The organism is Paraburkholderia sp. JHI869, from assembly GCF_038900775.1.
Classification (GTDB): domain Bacteria; phylum Pseudomonadota; class Gammaproteobacteria; order Burkholderiales; family Burkholderiaceae; genus Paraburkholderia.
Genome location: NZ_JAYMSC010000018.1, coordinates 38800 through 57661, shown reverse-complemented (window position 1 = coordinate 57661; position 18862 = coordinate 38800). Strand labels below are relative to the sequence as shown.

At 64.4% G+C, this 18862-nt stretch carries 19 protein-coding genes; 9 read left to right on the top strand and 10 right to left on the bottom strand.

Going from position 1 to position 18862, the window contains the following annotated elements:
• Positions 1 to 2: 2 nt before the first annotated feature.
• The 3 genes from VSR72_RS26905 to VSR72_RS26895 are packed head-to-tail and all read right to left on the bottom strand — an operon-like array spanning position 3 to position 2560.
• Complete coding sequence (locus VSR72_RS26905; RefSeq protein WP_342955393.1) at positions 3 to 1466, bottom strand: CHASE2 domain-containing protein; 1464 nt, start codon at positions 1464 to 1466, stop codon at positions 3 to 5.
• A gap of 42 nt (positions 1467 to 1508) precedes the next feature.
• On the bottom strand, positions 1509 to 2123 hold the full coding sequence (locus tag VSR72_RS26900; protein ID WP_342955392.1) for an OmpA family protein: 615 nt from the start codon (positions 2121 to 2123) through the stop codon (positions 1509 to 1511).
• A complete protein-coding gene (locus VSR72_RS26895; RefSeq protein WP_342955391.1) occupies positions 2120 to 2560 on the bottom strand; it encodes a FecR domain-containing protein in 441 nt (146 codons plus the stop codon). Before VSR72_RS26895 ends, VSR72_RS26900 begins: the two co-directional genes overlap by 4 nt.
• Positions 2561 to 2789: 229 nt before the next feature.
• On the opposite strand from VSR72_RS26895, the gene VSR72_RS26890 reads away from it, so the two are divergent.
• The gene (locus VSR72_RS26890) at positions 2790 to 4019 is read left to right on the top strand and encodes an MFS transporter (RefSeq protein WP_342955390.1); all 1230 of its coding nucleotides are present in this window, start codon (positions 2790 to 2792) and stop codon (positions 4017 to 4019) included.
• Positions 4020 to 4037: 18 nt separating this feature from the next.
• On the opposite strand, the gene VSR72_RS26885 is transcribed toward VSR72_RS26890, so the two are convergent.
• A complete protein-coding gene (locus VSR72_RS26885) occupies positions 4038 to 5345 on the bottom strand; it encodes an MFS transporter (protein ID WP_342955389.1) in 1308 nt (435 codons plus the stop codon).
• An 89-nt stretch (positions 5346 to 5434) separates the two neighbouring features.
• On the bottom strand, positions 5435 to 6517 hold the full coding sequence (locus VSR72_RS26880; protein ID WP_342955388.1) for a tartrate dehydrogenase: 1083 nt from the start codon (positions 6515 to 6517) through the stop codon (positions 5435 to 5437).
• Positions 6518 to 6627: 110 nt separating this feature from the next.
• Here VSR72_RS26880 and VSR72_RS26875 point away from each other — a divergent pair, with 110 nt between their 5' ends.
• Complete coding sequence (locus VSR72_RS26875; protein ID WP_342955387.1) at positions 6628 to 7566, top strand: LysR family transcriptional regulator; 939 nt, start codon at positions 6628 to 6630, stop codon at positions 7564 to 7566.
• A gap of 7 nt (positions 7567 to 7573) precedes the next feature.
• On the opposite strand, the gene VSR72_RS26870 is transcribed toward VSR72_RS26875, so the two are convergent.
• On the bottom strand, positions 7574 to 9061 hold the full coding sequence (locus VSR72_RS26870; protein ID WP_342955386.1) for a PLP-dependent aminotransferase family protein: 1488 nt from the start codon (positions 9059 to 9061) through the stop codon (positions 7574 to 7576).
• A gap of 111 nt (positions 9062 to 9172) precedes the next feature.
• On the opposite strand from VSR72_RS26870, the gene VSR72_RS26865 reads away from it, so the two are divergent.
• The 6 genes from VSR72_RS26865 to VSR72_RS26840 all read left to right on the top strand — a co-directional run bounded on the left by VSR72_RS26865 (position 9173) and on the right by VSR72_RS26840 (position 15346).
• Positions 9173 to 9811, top strand: a complete 639-nt coding sequence (locus tag VSR72_RS26865; protein WP_342955385.1) for an FMN-binding negative transcriptional regulator — start codon at positions 9173 to 9175, stop codon at positions 9809 to 9811.
• Between the two features lie 39 nt (positions 9812 to 9850).
• Entirely contained in the window at positions 9851 to 10207 is a 357-nt protein-coding gene (locus VSR72_RS26860; protein WP_342955384.1) for a cupin domain-containing protein, read from the top strand.
• Between the two features lie 160 nt (positions 10208 to 10367).
• Complete coding sequence (locus VSR72_RS26855) at positions 10368 to 11288, top strand: SMP-30/gluconolactonase/LRE family protein (RefSeq protein WP_342955383.1); 921 nt, start codon at positions 10368 to 10370, stop codon at positions 11286 to 11288.
• Positions 11285 to 12832, top strand: coding sequence for an altronate dehydratase family protein (locus VSR72_RS26850; RefSeq protein WP_342955382.1), 1548 nt, complete (start codon positions 11285 to 11287; stop codon positions 12830 to 12832). Before VSR72_RS26855 ends, VSR72_RS26850 begins: the two co-directional genes overlap by 4 nt.
• Positions 12833 to 12903: 71 nt before the next feature.
• Positions 12904 to 14178 (top strand): MFS transporter, encoded by a 1275-nt coding sequence (locus tag VSR72_RS26845; RefSeq protein WP_342955381.1) that lies wholly within the window; start codon positions 12904 to 12906, stop codon positions 14176 to 14178.
• A 49-nt stretch (positions 14179 to 14227) separates the two neighbouring features.
• A complete protein-coding gene (locus VSR72_RS26840) occupies positions 14228 to 15346 on the top strand; it encodes a malate/lactate/ureidoglycolate dehydrogenase (RefSeq protein ID WP_342955380.1) in 1119 nt (372 codons plus the stop codon).
• Positions 15347 to 15368: 22 nt separating this feature from the next.
• On the opposite strand, the gene VSR72_RS26835 is transcribed toward VSR72_RS26840, so the two are convergent.
• Positions 15369 to 15782, bottom strand: a complete 414-nt coding sequence (locus VSR72_RS26835) for a hypothetical protein (protein ID WP_342955379.1) — start codon at positions 15780 to 15782, stop codon at positions 15369 to 15371.
• 90 nt (positions 15783 to 15872) lie between these two features.
• On the bottom strand, positions 15873 to 16763 hold the full coding sequence (locus VSR72_RS26830; RefSeq protein ID WP_342955378.1) for a LysR family transcriptional regulator: 891 nt from the start codon (positions 16761 to 16763) through the stop codon (positions 15873 to 15875).
• Between the two features lie 122 nt (positions 16764 to 16885).
• On the opposite strand from VSR72_RS26830, the gene VSR72_RS26825 reads away from it, so the two are divergent.
• On the top strand, positions 16886 to 17626 hold the full coding sequence (locus VSR72_RS26825; protein ID WP_342955377.1) for an SDR family oxidoreductase: 741 nt from the start codon (positions 16886 to 16888) through the stop codon (positions 17624 to 17626).
• Between the two features lie 11 nt (positions 17627 to 17637).
• On the opposite strand, the gene VSR72_RS26820 is transcribed toward VSR72_RS26825, so the two are convergent.
• Both VSR72_RS26820 and VSR72_RS26815 read right to left on the bottom strand, forming a co-directional pair.
• Positions 17638 to 18075 (bottom strand): GNAT family N-acetyltransferase, encoded by a 438-nt coding sequence (locus VSR72_RS26820; protein ID WP_342955376.1) that lies wholly within the window; start codon positions 18073 to 18075, stop codon positions 17638 to 17640.
• A complete protein-coding gene (locus tag VSR72_RS26815) occupies positions 18068 to 18640 on the bottom strand; it encodes a TetR/AcrR family transcriptional regulator (RefSeq protein ID WP_342955375.1) in 573 nt (190 codons plus the stop codon). The genes VSR72_RS26820 and VSR72_RS26815 overlap by 8 nt, the downstream gene beginning before the upstream one ends.
• Between the last annotated feature and the right edge of the window lie 222 nt (positions 18641 to 18862).

Below are 18862 nucleotides of genomic sequence, written 5' to 3'. Positions count from 1 at the left end.
CGTTAAGTGTTGGTCGACGCGCCCATGGCGGCCGCTTTGGCGGTGCCGGATACGCTTTGCGCTTCCGGCTCCATTAGGGAGATGGTGAAGAAACTGCCCATGACCGCGGAAAGAATAATGAAGATCGATGCGGCATCGACAAGGAAACCGAAATAACGGAACACGAGGAAGCAAATCGAAAGCGTCAACAAGTTAAGCGTAACACCGATGATGGCGGAGGCCTTCGGCACGGTGCGCATGAAGACGGCGAGGCTCGAATCGTTGCGCGGCACATACCAGATGAAGAACAGGCCGAGCACCAGGATGAAGATCGTCTCGCACCAGATGAGCCAGGCCGGACGCTGCAGGAAGCGGTCTTCGAAAATCGTCTCGATCACCTGCGCCTGAATCTCGATGCCGGGCACCAGCTCGCCCAATGCAGTCGTGCGCATGTCGGTCAAGCCCGTGCCGGTGAGGCCGACGAGAATGAGCTTGTTGCGGATGCGGCTCGCGTCTACCTTGCCTTGCAACACCTCGCTTGCGGAAACATAGCGCTGCTGCGTACGCGCAATGGAGGCGAAATGCAGCCAGATATCGCCGCCGGGCTGTGTAGGCACCCGCACGTCCGCCACGCCCACGGCCCGCACACCGGATGGTCCCTCGAACACCTCGATCGCCGGCGAGCCGGTGGCTACGCGCAGCATTTCGATGGGCAGACTCGGCACGAGCTTGTCGCCAAGACCCAGCACGAGCGGAATGCGCCGCACCGTGCCCTGTTCCTGCGCGACGTTGAGCATGGCCTGGCCGTGGGCCGCGCCCTGCAGTTCGGGCAGGCTTGCGAGCACGTAGTTGAAGCGGTGAACGTTCGCGAGTGCGTTCGAGCCGTGCACGAGCACGGGCGCGCTCAGGATGTCGGTGCGCGTCGTGGAGGTCGCGTAATCGAACGCCGCCGCGCCGAGGATGGAAGGCGATGCGCGCAACGCCGTCGCAAGAATGCGCTCGTGGCTGGGCAGCGCGCGCAGTTGCGTGGCGAGCGCCGCCTCCGAGGCGGGCAGGTTGTCGGCCACGTTGCCAGGCGACGTTTGATCGGGCTCGGGCATGTAGATGTCGAGGCCGATCGCCAGCGGCTTGTTTGCGTTGATCGCATCGATCAGGCCGGCGAGCCGGTTGCGCGGCCAGGGCCATTGGCCGAAGGCTTCTAGCGTCTTGTCGTCGATCTCGACGATGGTCACCGGCTGCGTGGTGGGCACGCGCGGAAAGCGGCGCTGATAGTGGTCGAAAAGAAGCTGGCGTGCCGAGCCGAAGGTGTCGGGCAACACATTGTCGAGCGTGTCGAGGAGAGCCGGCCGCGCAATATCGCCGGGCCATTCACTGCACAGGTTGATGAACAGAAGCGTCACGAGCACCGCGAGCGCCCAGGGGCGACCCTGGCGCGCCCGCATCATGCGCCTGACGAAGGCGATGCATGAGTTGCGGTAGCGTTTCATGGTGGCATGGGCTTGATGAGGAGCGCCGCGTATCGATATGGATTACTGAACGGTGATGACCGCGCGCCGGTTAGCCTGGTTGGGCACGCCGTCCGCGGTATGGACGAGCGGCTCGCGCTTGCCTCTGCCTGCGACTTCGATCTGCTGGGCGGGTATGCCGGACCTCACCAGAAACGACGCCACGCTTTGCGCCCTGCGCATGGAAAGCCGGTCGTTGAACTCCTGGGAGCCCGCCATATCGGTGTGCCCGACCACCGTGAGGTGGGGGGCGGGCCAGGTCGCCAATACCTTTTTCAGCTCGGCAACCGTCGCCGTAGACTCGGGCGCGAGCTGCGTGGCGGAGTCGAATACGAAGTTGATTGTGAACGTTCTGGGGCGTGGCGGCTCGGCTGCCAGCAGATCGCCGTATTGCGCCTCTACGGCGGCCTTGTTGTCGGCGGTTTGCGCTATTGCGCCACCTTTCGAAACATCGGCGCGCGTGTAGGCCTTGTCGATGACTTGCGTCTTGCTGCCGCTATGCACGATCACGTTGCCAACGCTGCCGTCCGGATTGGGCAACAGCGTGATCTTGTCGGGCGTGCTGCATGCGAAGAGGCAAGAACACAGCGCGAATGCCATACATTGCGACAGCCAGTGTGCACCGCTCGTTGTCTTCAATGATCGTTCTCCCCGCTTCCTCCCACCTCGATGATGAACTCGGTGCCCCGCACGCCGAGCGTGGTGGTGGGCGTGCTGTAGCGCACCGCCTCCGGATTGGCCTTCGCGAGCTTGCCGTCGACCACGGCGAGCGAGCCGCGCTTGATGCTCACGTCGAGCGCGCCGTCGTAGGTAGTGGTGTTGAATGCGAACTTGTTGAGATCGAGAACGGAGCTGGCGCCCTCGGTCAGCAGTGTGTTGTCGCGCAGCGTGATGCCAACCGAGGATGCGGGCCCGGTCAGCACGCGGTCGCTTGCGAACACCTCGCTGCCGACGGCTACGCTGACTGGCTGAGCCGCACGCTCGATATGCACCGAGCCTTTGATCGTCTTGACTATGCCAATAGCATCGGCTGCGTGCGCCTCGAAGACTGGCGGGCACCCGCAGGCGAGAAGCAAGGCATATTTGATGGCTTGGCTACGCACTGGCGATCCCGTTTGGCGAAACGATCGTGAGGAGTGACGCCGGGTCTCTCGGGCACCCGGCGAGGATAGGGATTCCGCGCGGTCTGCTCCGTGCGCTAGCGCACATAGTGCAAGCGCGCGGAAGGTGCGCCAGAATCGGCAAAGCGGGCACGGTTCGCGTCTGGCGAACGGCGTGCCCGTGCTTGCCGATACTTCCACTACCATGCCGCCACCGACCAACGCGAGGCCGCACGCAGCGCACGCCACGGCGCGGACATGGGCGCTCGCGGTTGCCCAACTCGTTTCGTGGGGGACGATCTACTACGCGTTCTCGCTTTTCGTCGCGCCCATGGAGAGTGCGATGGGCTGGAGCCGCACGGCGATCAATGGCGCGCTCTCAGCGGGCTTGCTGGTCTCGGGGTTCGCGGCTTACCCGGTGGGCACGCTGATCGACCGCGGATACGGGCGGCGCGTCATGACGGGCGGTACGCTGCTCGCTTCGGCAATGCTCGTGCTGTGGGCGCAGGCTCGAAATCTGCCGACCCTCTTCGTCGTGTGGTGCGGGCTTGGCGCGGCGATCGCGGCGACGCTCTACGACCCCGTGTTCGCGGTCGTGACGCGAGAGTTTGCGCGCAGCTATGCGAGGAAAATCACGCTCATCACGCTCGTGGCGGGTTTCGCGAGCACGGTCTTCATTCCGCTAACGCAAGGCTTGATTGGTGAGTTCGGCTGGCGGGCTGCGTTGCTCGCGCTTGCGCTCATCAATCTACTCGTCTGCCTGCCGGTGCACGGATTCGCGATTCATCGCGGCGAGCCGGATGAGGACGCCGCGAGGCGGCAAAGCACGCGCGAGGTCAGCCGCGCGTCGGCGCGCCAGGCGCTGCGCTCGCCTGTGTTCTGGGCGCTGGCCGTTTGCTTCACGGCGTACTACTCCACGTTCGTCGCGCTCACGTTCCATCTGATCCCGTTGATGCGCGAGCGCGCCGTTGCGGGCGCAACGATCATCGTCACCATGGCGGCGATCGGGCCGGCGCAGGTGTTCGCGCGTGTTGTGTGGTTTGCCGTCGGCAGGCGCGCTCCGCCGGGGCTCGTCGCCATCGTGGTCACGACGGCATTCCCGTGCGCCGTCGTGATTCTGATGTGTGCGGGGAGGTCGGCTGCGTGGTTGATGCTGTTCGCCATCGTCTACGGTGGAGCAAACGGCATGATGACGATCCTGCGCGGGACGATCGTGCAGGCGCTGCTTTGGACCGAAGGATACGGCGCGGTGAGCGGCCTGCTCTCGATGCCCGCGAATATCGCCAAAGGCATTGCACCCATAGCGGGCGCGGCGATCTGGGCGATACGCGAAAGCTACGTGCCGGTGGAGTGGGTCGTGCTGGTTGTCTCGTTGGTATCGATGGCGGCTTGTGTGGTGGCGGTGAGGATGGCGACGAAGTGCGTGGCCCGCTAGCGGGCCACGCCTACCCCTTCAGTGATCGTGCCGCACCTGCGCCATCACCGGCTGGCTCGCCTTGCGGCTCAGCATCAACGTCACCACTGCGGAAACCGCGAGCGTCGCGCCGACGACATACAAGCCCGCGGCATAACCCCCGGTCTGCGTCTTCAGCCATCCGATCACGACGGGCCCGACGAACCCGCCGAGATTGCCGATCGAATTGATCATGGCGATCCCCGCTGCGGCGCCCGCGCCGGAGAGAAACATGCTGGGCATGGCCCAGAGCGGCGCCTTTGCGGCGCTGATGCCGATATTGACCACCACGAGCGCCAGCACGATCATCAGCGCGGTGCTGGCCTGCCCCGCGAAGAGGAAGCCCACGCAGGCGAGCACGCAGGGAATCACGACGTGCCAGGTGCGCTCGGTCGTGCGGTCGGAGTGCCGCGCCCAGAGAATCATGGCGAAGACCGCGACGATGCTCGGAATCGCGTTCAGCAGCCCCGTTTCGAGCGAGCTGAAGCCATATTGCCGGATGATGAGCGGCGCCCACAGCCCCAGCGTGTAAAGGCCCGCCGAGGTGCCGAAGTAGATCAGCGCGAGCGCCAGCACGCGCGGGTCGCGCAGCGCGCTCAGTGCGCCTGCTGTGTGGCCCGCGTGGCCTTCACGCGAGCGCGCTTCCTCGGCGAGCTTCGCGATGAGCCACTCGCGCTCTTGCGGTTTCAGCCAGCGCGCTTTGGAAGGCGTGTCGGTGAGAACCTTCAGGACCACGAAACCCAACAGCACGGCGGGAATCGCTTCGATCACGTAAAGCAGCTGCCAGTTGGCGAGACCGAACATGCGCGGCATTTGCATGAGCGCACCCGAAATGGGGGAGCCGAGCGCGGTGGAGATCGGTGCGGCTGCCATGAACCACGCGGCGGCGACCGCGCGTTGCCGGGTCGGGAACCAGAGGCTCAGATAGAGAATGATGCCGGGGAAAAAGCCCGCTTCCGCCACGCCAAGCAAAAAGCGCAGCGCGTAGAAACTCGTGGGGCCGGTCACGAATGCGGAGGCCGCCGAGACGATGCCCCACGTGACCATGACGCGCGCGATCCAGATGCGCGCGCCCACGCAGTGCAAAATGAGGTTCGAAGGCACTTCGAACAGAAAGTAGCCGATGAAGAAGAGGCCGCCGCCCAGGCCGAACGCCGCGGGCGAAAGGCCAATCGCCTTGTTCATCGTCATTGCTGCGAAGCCCACGTTGACCCGGTCGAGGAAGCTCACGAAATAGAGCAGCATGACGAACGGGATGATGCGCCACATGAGCTTGCGCGTGACGATTGCTTCGGTATCCGAATTCATTTGTCTCCTCCTTGGAGGGTTGACGGGGGCGTGCGGGTATTTTTAGTGTCACGCCCCCGTGTCTGCTTCTTTTAACCGCGCGGTAGCGCTCAAGCAGCGACGGCTGCCTTCTCGACGAGTTCGCACACCGCAGCCGTGACCTGCGCGGTAGTCGCCTTGCCGCCAAGGTCGCCGGTATGCAGCGCGGGGTTGGCGGTCACGGTCTCGATGGCCTGCATCACATGCGCGGCGGCTTCGGTTTCGCCGAGGTGTTCGAGCAGCATGACGACCGACCAGAACGTGCCGACCGGATTCGCGAGCCCCTTGCCCATGATGTCGAAGGCCGAACCGTGGATCGGCTCGAACATCGACGGATAACGGCGCTCGGGGTCGATATTGCCCGTCGGCGCAATGCCCAGGCTGCCCGCGAGCGCGGCGGCGAGGTCGCTGAGAATGTCGGCGTGCAGGTTGGTCGCGACGATCGTGTCGAGCGAGGCGGGGCGGTTGACCATGCGCGCCGTGGCGGCGTCCACGAGTTCCTTGTCCCACTTCACGTCCGGGAACTCTTTCGAGACTTGCAGCGCGATTTCGTCCCACATGACCATCGCGTGGCGCTGCGCGTTGCTCTTGGTGATGACCGTGAGCAGCTTGCGGGGGCGCGATTGTGCAAGGCGGAACGCAAAACGCAGGATGCGTTCGACACCGGCGCGCGTGAGGATCGAGACATCGGTTGCCGCTTCGAGCGGATGGCCCTGGTGTACACGGCCGCCCACGCCCGAGTATTCGCCTTCGGAGTTTTCGCGCACGATCACCCAGTTCAGGTCTTCGGGCTTGCAGCGCTTCAAGGGCGCGTCAATGCCAGGAAGAATGCGGGTGGGGCGCACGTTCGCGTACTGGTCGAAGCCCTGGCAGATCTTCAGGCGCAGGCCCCAGAGCGTGATGTGATCGGGCACGTCGGGGTCGCCCGCGGAGCCGAACAGGATCGCATCCTTGTTGCGGATGGCGTCGAGGCCATCGGCGGGCATCATCACGCCATGCTGGCGGTAGTAGTCGGCGCCCCAGTCGAAGTTCTCGAACTCGAACGCGAAGCGCTGCGTGGTTTTCGCGAGCGCTTCCAGCACCTCCTTGCCCGCGGGCACGACCTCCTTGCCGATGCCGTCGCCGGGAATGGTTGCGATGCGATAGGTCTTCATGTCTCGTTCCTTTGGAATGTGTCCGGTGTGAGTTCACTTTACCTAACTCCTGGTTCAAAAACCGGTGCTAGACTCAAAGCATCCTTAACCTGAATTCACAAGTGGCGACCGTGACCGACACCGTTCAGCCCGCCGATCTGGGCTTTTTCTCCACGCTCGCCTCCTCGGGCAGCCTGAGCGCCGCCGCGCGCGAACTGGGCCTCACGCCCGCCGCCGTGAGCAAGCGGCTCGCGCAAATGGAGGAGCGCGCCGGCGTGCCGCTCGTGAACCGCACGACGCGCCGCATGATGCTTACGCCCGAAGGCGAGGTGTACCTGGAGCACGCGCGCCGCATTCTCGACGAGATCGACGAACTGGGCGAGTTGCTGGGCGGCGCGAAAAAGCATCCCAAGGGGTTGCTGCGAGTGAACGCCACGCTGGGCTTCGGGCGCAGCCATATCGGGCCGGCGCTTTCGCGTTTCGTCGCGCAGTATCCGCAGGTTTCCGTGCAGCTTCAGCTTTCGGTCATGCCGCCGCCGCTCACGGAAGATTCATACGATGTCTGCGTCCGCTTCGGCGAGCCGCCGGATACGCGCGTGATCGCACGGCGTCTCGCGGCGAACCGGCGATTGCTCTGCGCTTCGCCCGCGTATCTCGCGAGCCGGGGCACGCCCGCCACGCCGCACGACCTCGCGAAACACAACTGCATCAGCATTCGCCAGGGCGATGAGGCCTATGGCGTGTGGCGGCTTTCGAACGAGCGCGGCAATGCGCGAAAATCGGAAGCCATCCGGATCAATGGCAACCTCACGACCAACGACGGCGAGATCGCCGTGAGGTGGGCGCTGGACGGGCACGGCATTCTGATGCGCGCGGAATGGGACATCAACGAGTATCTGGCGGATGGGCGGCTCGTGGTCGTGCTGCCCGAGTATGAAACGCCGGGCGCGGACATCTACGCGGTGTATGCGCAGCGGCACCAGCTTTCCACGCGCATTCGGGCGTTTGTCGACTTTCTCGCAATCGAATTGGGCAAGTCGCAGCGATATCCAGTACCCCGAAGCGTTTAAGCTCGTTTCATTTCGCCACCGATGCAATCACAGTGGCGAGCCGATGCGCGGCTTCTTTCATTTGTGCGCGGCTAAAGCCGCCGAAACCCAGTACGAGCCCTGGGCGCGCGGTGCCCGCGGCGAACATGGGGGACGCCGCGCGCACGGCGATACCCTTCTCCGCGGCGAGCTGGACTACACGGTGATCGTCGAGTCCGGCGGCGAGCCAGAGCACGAGATGCATGCCTTGATCGCCGGGCTCGATCCACGCGAGGTCCCGGGGCAAAAGCGCTTCGAGCGTCTCGATGAGGCTGAGCCGCTGCTCCGCATAGACGTTGCGAACCTTGCGCACGTGCCGTTCCAGGTGCCCCTCGGTCATGAAGGCGGCGAGAACGTGTTGATCGGCAGTTGGCGGATGGCGGTCCATGAGCACGCGCGCGCCGCAGAACGCATCCACGAGATTGGGCGGCACGACGACATAGCCCAGCCGCAGCGAAGGAAAGAGGATCTTGCTGAAGGTGCCGAGATACACCACGCGATCGGGCGCGAGCCCCTGCAGCGCGGGAAACGGATAGCCCTCGTAGCGCAGCTCGCTGTCGTAGTCGTCTTCGACGACCCAGGCATGGGTCGCGCGCGCCCACGCGAGCAACGCCGCGCGCCGCGCCATGCTCAGCGGCATGCCGAGCGGATATTGATGCGAGGGCGTGACGAATGCCACGCGCGCCTTGGGCGCCATGCGAATGCCCGCCTCGACGTCCAGACCTTCGGCGTCCACGGGCACGCGGACCATGGCGTCGCGATAGGGCAGGCTCTCGAGTATGGCCGTGACGCCCCGGTAGGCCGGGTTCTCGACCCATGCCTGGTCGCGCGGCCCCAGCAGCACCTGACTTGCGAGAAAGAGCCCCTGCTGGGTGCCGCTCGTCACGATGACCTGGTCCGCTTCGCAGCGCACCGACCGGGACTTGCGCACATAATCGGCAATGGCTTCACGCAGCGCCAGGGCGCCTTGTGGATCGGCGTAGCCTGTTGGCGAAGCCGGCCCGCGCGCGCGCAAGCGATTGCCGAGGCGGCGCCAGATGTCGCCGGGCGCGGTCATGCCCGTTGGCACCGAGATGGCAAACGGCACTGGAGGAAGCGGCTTGAACTCGCGTCCGATCCTGGCGAACGTTTCGGCGCGCTCCGGCAGCCCGGCGTCCGCTGTCTGCCGCGAAGCCATGCGGGACTCGCGCGGGGGCGGCGGCTCGGCCAGCGCTTGTGCCACGCGCGTGCCAGCGCCCGCTTTCGATTCCAGAAAGCCTTCGGCGATCAGTTGCTCGTATGCCTCGACCACGGTGCCGCGCGCGACCTGGAGCGATGCGGCCAGCGCACGCGTGGAAGGCAGCGCATCTGCGGGCCGCAGATCGCCTTTGCGCACCGCTTCGCGCAGCGCCTCGGCCACCTGGCGGCTGAGACTGCCGGCCTCCCGGTCAAGCGTGCCGAACGATGGCATTTCCGCGGCCTGCGCTGTTCTCGGCATGATTCTGGTCCACTGAAATCTAAATAAACTGGATCTATAGAATAAACCACTTTTGAGGCAGACTCGGATCTGTGGCAACTCTCCAATCACCTTACGAGCAGGGATCAACGCATGTACGTACCAGCCCATTTCGCCGAAAACCGCAAGGACGTCCTGCACGATTGCATCGCCCAACATCCGTTCGGCACCTTGGTCACGCACGGGCAAAGCGGGCTCGATGCCAACCACATTCCCTTTGAACTCGCGGCGGCCGAAGGCGAGCTGGGCATGTTGCGCGCGCACGTCGCGCGCGCGAACCCGGTTTGGCAGGACGTGGCGAATGGCGACGAAGTGCTCGTGATCTTCCGCGCGGGCGACGCTTATATTTCGCCGAACTGGTATCCGAGCAAGCACGAAGCGCACAAGCAGGTGCCGACCTGGAATTACGTCGTCGTTCACGCTCACGGGCGCATCAGGATTCTCGACGACGAGCGCTACGTGCGCGGCGTGATCGGCCGCTTGACGCGCACGCACGAAGCCACGCAGCCCAAGCCCTGGAAGATGGCCGATGCGCCGAAGGACTACACGGACACGCTCGTCAAGGCGATTGTCGGCGTGGAGATCGAGATCACGCGTCTGGTCGGCAAGAGCAAGCTCAGCCAGAACAAGGAGGAGCGCGATATTCGCGGCGCGGGCGAAGCGCTCCAGTCGAGCGGCGAGTCCCGCATTGCCGACGCCATGCTTGCCGCTGCGGACCAGAAGGCGCGATAACTCGCAACCACTCGCAATCACTCGCAAAGGGGCCTCGTCATGGCAAACGATCCGCCGCTCGCGCCTGGCTTTGCATGCATCGATTCAGCGCGCATGCCATGGGTGCCCTCGCGCTTCGCACAGGGCGTGGAGATCAAGAACCTCGGCAAGGCAGACGGCCGCGCCATGCAACTGGTCCGGTTCGCTGCAGGCGCAACGTTTCCCAGCCACCGTCACACCGGTCCCGAGTTCATCTACGTGCTCGAAGGCGAGGCCGTGCAAAACGGCCGGCGGCTGACTGCGGGGTATGCGGGTGTCGCCGCACAAGGGACTGTCGACGTGGATTTCCGTAGCGATACGGGCTGCGTGTTCCTGCTTGCCTACGACCTGAACCAGGTGTTCGACAAAACCCGATAGCCGCAAACGCTCGCGGGTAAACGCGGGTAAACCACATTCCAGGCGCTTGAAGAAAATCTTCACAGGCCTATTCAACTAGTATTTAATAAACCGGCGCGGCAGTGAGCGACGGGTCACGCGCGTCGCCGTGACCTGACCCTGACGGTACGAGGCCGGAACGATGAATCCCCACGAATACGAAATCCACGATGCGCGCTTTCGCATGCTGCTACAGCCCAACGCGCAGTTCGAGAAGCTCGCGGGCGGCTGCATGTGGGCGGAAGGACCGGTGTGGTTTCCCGCCGGCGACTTTCTCGTCTGGAGCGACATTCCCAATAACCGGATGATGCGCTGGGTGCCCGGCATCGGGACGGGCGTGTTTCGCGCGAACTCGAATTTCAGCAACGGCAACACGCTCGACCGCGAATGCAGGCTCGTGACGTGCGAGCACGGCACGCGTCGCGTCACGCGCACGGAGCACGATGGGCGCATCACCGTCATTGCCGATCGCTTCGAAGGGCACCGGCTGAATTCGCCTAACGACGTGATCGTGCATTCGGACGGCTCGATCTGGTTCACCGACCCCGACTACGGCATTCTCGGCGACTACGAAGGCTTTCGCGCGCCGAGCGAGATCGGCGGCTGCCATGTGTATCGCGTGGCGCCCGACACGGGCGTGGTGCAGCGCGTGGCCGACGACTTCATGAAGCCCAACGGGCTCGCGTTCTCGCCGGATGAATTGCGGCTTTACGTGGCCGACTCGGGCGCCTCGCATATCGAGAACGGCCCGCATCACATCCGCGTATTCGACGTGGACGCGCGAGGCGGCTTGGACAACGGCCGGGTATTCGCGGAAGTATCGCCGGGCGTACCCGACGGCATGCGCGTGGACGAGCACGGCAACGTCTGGACGAGCGCGGGAGACGGCATCCACTGCTACGCGCCCGATGGCACGCTGCTCGGCAAGATCCTCGTGCCGGAAACGGTCGCGAATCTCGTGTTCGGAGGCCCGAATCGCAATCGTCTTTTCATTGCCGCCAACACATCGCTGTACTCGCTCTATGTGGGCGTGCGCGGCGCTTCCCAGGGAGACCGGCTATGACGCTTCTCGACCCCGCTCAACTTTCGGCCGCGCTCATTCTGCTCGATCGGCGCGACGACGTTGCGATCGCGCGCGGGCAGTTGATGCCCGGCTCGACGCTCTATGGCGACCACACGGTTGCGGGCATGATTCCGCCGGGCCACAAGGTCGCGCTGCGTGACATCGACCAAGGCGAAGCGGTGCGCCGCTACGGGCAGATCATCGGCTTTGCGAGCCGGCCGATCCGTCGCGGCGAACACGTGCATACGCAGAATCTTTCGATGGGCGATTTCGAGCGCGACTACGCATTCGGCGTGGACGCGCACGACACACCCGCCGCTGCACAGCCCGCCACGTTTCTCGGCATTCGGCGTGCGGATGGCCGCATTGCCACTCGCAATTACATCGGCATCCTAACGTCGGTCAACTGTTCCGCAACGGTCGCGCGCGCGATTGCCGATCAATTTCGCCGCGATATCCACCCGGAAGCGCTCGAAGCATTCCCCAACGTGGACGGTGTGGTGGCGCTCACGCACGGCGAAGGGTGTGCACTAGCTTCCGAGGGCGAGCCGATCACGGTGCTGCGGCGCACGCTCGCGGGATACGCGCGGCACGCCAACTTCTACGCAGTGCTGATCGTCGGTCTCGGCTGCGAGACGAATCAGATCGACGGTCTCGTGGAAGCGGAGCAACTGGAGCGCGGCGCGCGCCTTTCGACCATGACGATCCAGCAGACGGGCGGCACCGCGCGCACGGTTGCAGCGGGCATCGAGCAGGTGCGCGCGCTGCTGGCCGATGCGAACCGCGTGACGCGCGAACCCGTGGATGCGCGTCACCTGATGGTCGGCTTGCAGTGCGGCGGCTCGGATGGCTACTCCGGCATTTCCGCGAATCCTGCGCTCGGCGCAGCTGTGGACAGGCTGGTCACGCATGGCGGCACGGCAATCCTCTCCGAAACGCCGGAAATTTACGGCGCTGAGCATTTGCTTACGCGTCGGGCGGTGTCGCGCGAAGTCGGCGAAAAGCTGGTGGCGCGCATTCGCTGGTGGGAAGCGTATTGCGCGCGCATGGAAGCCAACATGAACAACAACCCTTCCGCCGGCAACAAGGCGGGCGGCCTCACGACGATTCTCGAAAAGTCGCTCGGCGCGGTGGCGAAGGGCGGCACGACGCGGCTCGTCGAAACTTACGAGTATGCGCAGCCCGTGCGTGCGCAGGGGCTCGTGTTCATGGATACGCCCGGCTACGACCCGGTCTCCGCTACAGGGCAAGTGGCGGGCGGCGCCAACCTGATCTGCTTCACGACGGGCCGCGGCTCCGCCTACGGCTGCGCACCTTCGCCGTCGCTCAAGCTCGGCACGAACAGCGCGCTGTGGCGCCGCCAGGAAGAGGACATCGACCTGAACTGCGGCCGGATTCTGGACGGCGAGCAAAGCGTGGACGAGGCGGGCGCGGCGATCTTCGAACTGATGCTCGCGACGGCCTCCGGGCAGCGCACGAAGAGCGAGCTGCACGGCTACGGCCAGAACGAATTTGTGCCTTGGCATCTGGGGGCCGTCATGTAGAGCGGGAGCCATTCGAACAGGCGCCGCCAGTCGATTCAGACACGACGCCATAATCAGAAGGAGTGCTTTCCATGAAGGAAAAATCGCGCTGGCTGGTCATTTTCTTCTGTTTTCTGGCGATTGCGGTCAACTACATCGACCGCGCCAATCTCGCGGTCGCCGCACCGCACATCATGAAGGACCTCGGTATTGGTCCTGCCGCCATGGGGCTGCTGCTGAGCGGCTTCTTCTGGACTTACGCCGTGATGCAGCTCCCGTATGGCTGGTTCGTCGACCGGGCAGGCGCGCGCATCGCGCTGCCGTTCGCCGTGGGCTGGTGGTCGGTGTTCACCGCGGCCACTGCCGTCGCGGGCGGATTCGCGGCGATGTTCGGCTGCCGGCTCATGCTCGGCGCGGGCGAGGCGGGGGCGTATCCGTCGTGCGCGAAGCTCGTGAGCCAGTGGTTCTCACGCGAAGAGCGCGCGCTCGCCACGAGCATTTTCGATAGCGGCTCGCGCGTGGGCTCCGCACTCTCACTGCCGCTCGTGGCCGCGATCATGGCCGCTTGGGGCTGGAAAGCTTCGTTTGTGATTACCGGTGCGCTCGGGTTCGTGTGGATCGTGGGCTGGGTCGTGATGTATCGGGAACCCGAGGCGCGCGCCGCACTTGAACAGCCGCGCGCTCCCGTGCCGGCCACCGCTTCGATACGCTGGAGCGGGCTGTTCCGCTACCGCACCGTGTGGGGCATGATGCTGGGCTTCTTCTGCCTGAACTTCGTCATTTACTTCTTCATTACGTGGTTTCCGAGCTACCTCGTAGAAGCGCGCGGTTTCTCGCTCAAGTCGCTTGGCACGCTCGGCACCTTGCCCGCCATTGCCTCGATACCGGGCGGCTGGCTGGGCGGCTGGCTTTCCGATACGCTCGTGAAGCGCGGTTGGAGCCTGACGGCCGCGCGCAAGACATGCATTGTCGGCGGCATGCTGCTTTCGTCCGTCATCACGCTCACGGGCATTGTTCAGGATGTCTATGTAATGCTTGCGCTCTTCGCAATTGCGTACGGTAGCCTCGCGGCCGCCGCGGCCAGCATCTGGTCGCTGCCTGCCGACATCGCGCCCACGCCGAAGCACGTTGCCTCGCTGGCGGGCATCCAGAACTTCGCGTCGAATCTCGCAGGCATCGCGCTGACGACGTTTACCGGCGTGATGCTGCAACTCACGCGCGGCTCTTTCACGATTCCGCTCGTTGTCGCCGGCGGGTTTTGTGTGCTCGGCGCGGTGAGCTATCTTGTGATTGTCGGACGCGTCGAACCGCTGCAGGCGCCTGAGCCCAGCCGTGTCGACGAACCGGCTTACGCGCCGCGCACGTAAGCACGTAAGCGCCACCTATAACTCCGCTGCCATACACAGGGTCACGCACATGTCGAATGCCACTGCTGCAAAGGGTTCAGAAGTCGTCATCGAGGCTCGTGCGCTGCACGCCTTCGTCGTCGCCGTCTGGCGCGCGGCGGGCAGCGAGGCGCGCGAGGCGACGCTGGTTGCCGACCACCTCGTCGAGGCCAATCTTGCCGGGCACGACTCGCACGGCGTGGGCATGATTCCGCGCTACATGCTGTCGTGCCGCGAAGGCGAACTCAAACTGAACGCGCACGCACAGGTCGTGCGCGACGCAGGTGCGGTGCTCACGATCGAAGCCGGGCGCGGCTTTGGCCAGGTCACGGCGTTCGAGGCAATGGAGCACGGCATCGAACGTGCGAAGTCGCTCGGCGTGTGTGCGCTCGGTCTGCGCAATGCGCATCACATCGGGCGTATCGGGCACTGGGCGGAGCAGTGCGCGCGCGCCGGGCTCGTGTCGTTCCACTTCGTCAACGTCGCGGGCGATCCGCTCGTCGCGCCGTTCGGCGGCATCGACCGGCGCTTCGGCACCAATCCGTTTTGCGCGGCGTTTCCGCTCGAGGGGCGCTCGCCGCTCGTGCTCGACTTCGCTACGAGCGCAATCGCCGCGGGCAAAGTGCGCGTGGCCTACAACAAGGGCATGGATGTGCCCGCCGACGCGCTGATCGACAGCGACGGCCGCCCCACGCGCGACCCCGGCGCGCTCTTCAGCGATACGCAGCATGGCGCGCTGCGTGCGTTCGGCGGCGCGGTGGCGGGTCACAAGGGATCGGGGCTTGCCGCGATGTGCGAGATTCTGGCGGGCGCGCTCTCGGGCGGCTTCACGACGCGCGAGCAAACCATCGTCTCCACTCACGCGATCGTCAATTGCATGATGTCGGTGATCGTCGACCCAGCGGCGTTCGACGCGCCCTCGGGCGAGCACGAAGCGCTCGCGTTCGTCGAATGGCTGAAGGCCACGCGGCGGGTGCCGGGTGTCGACGAGATCCTGCTGCCTGGCGAGCGCGAGGACGCGACACGGCGTACGCGCGCGGCGCACGGCATTCCCGTGGATGCGACGAGCTGGGCGCAGATTGTCGATGCCGCGCAAATGGCAGGCGTTTCCGATGCTGAGATCGCGGCATGCGAACGCAGCTCGCGCTAACTACATGGCGCGCATTTGCCGCTCACTCGTCGCACTTCACCTCGGTTTTGGGCGCGACGATGATCACCGGGTAGATTCCGCGATCGAGTTCGATGCGCACGACGATAGCGGTGGTAGCCGGGTCGCTATCGTCGTACACGCTCACCTTCTCGTTCTTCAGTAGCGTGACGCCGGTGCAGCCGGACGCGTGGCTGTCGTCGTCGGCGATCTTGCACTGAATCTCGTTTTCCTTCAGATAGCGGATGCGGTCGCGATCGGGCGTGGCCAGATAGTCGCGCACGCTTTGCGCGGAGCCCGCCACGCCCGTCACGTAACCGATCGCGCAATCGCGCTTCGCATTCGAATCGCCCGACGACGTTTGGGCAAGGGCAGGCGTGGCGGCCAGAGCCGCGGCCGCGATGACCGCGAGGACGGACGAGAGGGTGAGGCACTTCATGAGTGATCTGTTCGCGCAAAAGGGGAAGCGCTGATTTTAACGCCTGCACGCCATCGCAGCCGAAAGCGGCGGTGGTGAAATACCGCTTGCCTAAATGCGCTGCGCAAGCCTGTTGGCAAAGAATTCCGTCGTGCGGCGCACTCGTGCAGGCACAAAGCGACGTTTTGGCCAGACGAGGCTCACGTCCCTGACCTCGCTTAAAAATTCGTCGAGAATCGTGATCACGTCCGGATCGCGGAGTTCGTCGGCAAGGGAAACCTTGGCGAACAGGCCAATTCCAACTCCGGCCAGCACACCCGCCCGGATCGTTTCGACGCTGTTGGACGAGAGGTTTCCGCGCACGGATACGCTGAATCGGCCTTCCGGTCCTGCAAACGGCCAATTCACCGACTCCGTCAGGCCGCCATATAAAAGGCAATTGTGATCGACGAGTTCGGCCGGGGTCGTGGGGATTCCGTGCTGCTCGAAGTAGCGACGGGAGCCGACACATACGAGCGGGGTGCCAGCCACGCGCCTGACAACCGCATCAGGATCGTTGACGGGGCCCACGCGGATCGCCAGATCGATCCGATCTTCCACCATGTCTCGTACGTAGTCCGAAAGAACAAGATCGACCTGAAGACCGGGGTTGAGCGACAACAGTTCGGGTATGAGGGGAAGCACATGCAGGCGGCCGAAGGTAGCGGACGCGGCGATCCTGATCAGCCCGGCGGCATTGTGCGTACTGCTCGCGAGTTCTCCGTCGGCTTCATCCATCTCTTCGACCAGCGGCTTGATGCGGTCATAGTATCTCTGACCCTGATCGGTCAGGGTCACGCTGCGCGTGCTTCGATTAAAAAGCATCACGCCGAGGCGCTTTTCCAGCGCGCCGATCGCCTTGCTGACGCCAGACTGTGAATCTCCGGTTCTGCGCGCCGCAGCCGAAAAGCCGCCTGCTTCAACGACGGCGATAAAGGCGTTCAATTCGTGAAACCGATCCATTGCGTCCCTCTCGCTTGATCCATTCTCTTGGAGAATAGATCTTATGAGAGATCTGCGAATTATCATTTGAAGCGGTGGCAATTACGATGGCTCTGTCATTCACACACCGACGGAGGGTCTCAATGTCCACTCTCGCAGGCAAGACTGCAGTCATTAGCGGCGGAACGAGCGGTATCGGTTTGGCGATCGCCCAGCGCTTTGTCGCCGAAGGCGCTCACGTTTTTATCTTCGGTCGCCGGCAAGCACAGCTCGACGAAGCCGCTGAGCGCATAGGGCGCAACGTCAGCATTATTCAGGCTGATGCGGCGAACCTCGACGACCTCGACCGTGTCACCGCGGCGGTGCGCGACAAAGCGGGGAGCGTCGATATCGTCGTTTCGAATGCGGGTTTTACGGAGCAGGGTGCGCTCGACACCCTCACGCCTGAGCATTTCGACAAGGCGTTCAATCTCATGGCCCGAGGCCCCGTCTTCCTCGTGCAGAAACTGCTGCCGATGATGACCGGGCGCGGCTCGATTGTCCTGGTCTCGTCGGCCATGCACGTCATGGGCATTCCGGGCCACACCGCCTATGCCGCCACCAAGGCGGCGTTGCGCTCCTACGCTCGCACCTGGGCCGCGGAATTCAGGGATCGCGGCATTCGCGTCAACATGCTGAGCCCCGGCGTCACCGACACGCCTATTCTCGACTCGCAGTCGTTGCCGCGCGGCGAACTGGTGAAGATGTACCAGAGCATGGTTCCGATCGGTCGGCTCGCACGGGCCGAGGAAATTGCCAGTGCGGCGCTCTTCCTCGCGTCCGACGAGAGTTCGTACGTCACGGGTGCGGACCTGATGGCCGACGGCGGCATCGGCCAGGTGTGAAGCCCGGCTGGCTAACCGCGCTGCATTTGCAGCGACGTGTCGGTCGTATCGACGACCTGAAACCCCAGGCGCTGGTAAAGGTTGATCGCCCGATTCCCTTTTAGGACGCTCAGTTTGACGGGCACGCCAGCGCCGTCTGCTTCCCTTAGAAATTCACCGACCAGATGGGCCGCGATGCCGCGACCCTGCCAGGCAGGCGAGATCTGAATTTGCACGATGGTCCACTCATGCGCGTCCCGAGCGAATTTGAAAAGGCCGAGTCTCTCGGACCCGCAGCAGACGACGTGAGCGTCGTTGTAGTGGTAACGAAGACGCTCCCAATGTGCACGCTCGTCGGTCGGCTCGCCAGCGCGTTCCAGGTGCTCGTCCATCGTCGCTCTGCGCAGATCGAACAGAAATGCCTCGTCGTCAGGCGTCGCTGCACGCAGCGTGACTTCGAGATTATTCATTCGTACCGGTCGACCGTAGCGTAGAAGATCCCGCGTTGAGAATTTCGTCGGCGAGGTCCGGGTCTGCGCTCGCGATTGCACGCGACAGCACGAGCGCCCCCACCATCTGATTGAACGTTGCGATCGCATCGCGGCGACTTTGTTCCGCTGTCGCGCCCTCCGTGGCGACCATGCCAGCCAGGCGGTCCAGATATACGGCGAGTCCGCGCGCATAGGACGCACGCGCGGCGTCGGTCATCCGGGGCGCGTCGCCCGCGAAGCCGGACAGCGGGCACCCGGCCTCGATGTTGTCGCGGTGCGCGCTCGACAGGTAGCGTGCCGCCTGCTTCTCCACGCTGCCGGCGTTCGGCGAGTCTGCGTAGTCTTGCATCGCCTTTTCCATCACCGCGGCGACCAGCGCGTCCTTCGACTTGAAGTGGTTGTAAAAGCCGCCCTGCGTGAAACCGGCTTCCTTCATCAACTCGGCCAGCCCCACGGCGTCGACGCCGCGTACCCGGAACAGCCGCTCGGCGGCCGCAACGATCGCGCTCCGGTTCTCGGCGGCCTGTTGTCGTGACACACCCATCGATCCCTCCCTTATCCAGACGCTCGCATCGATTGAAAAACACAATGTCGATCGCCATTGACATGCCCGAGTCACGTCGACACAATGCGTCACAAGACGATGGTGATCGACATTGACTTGAGTGTAGCCGACTTTCGCGCACAACGCGAAGCCACGCCGGCGCGGCACGCATCGCAGTGGAGGTCCATAGTGGTCTTCGATGCCGGCGGGCGGCAGATATCG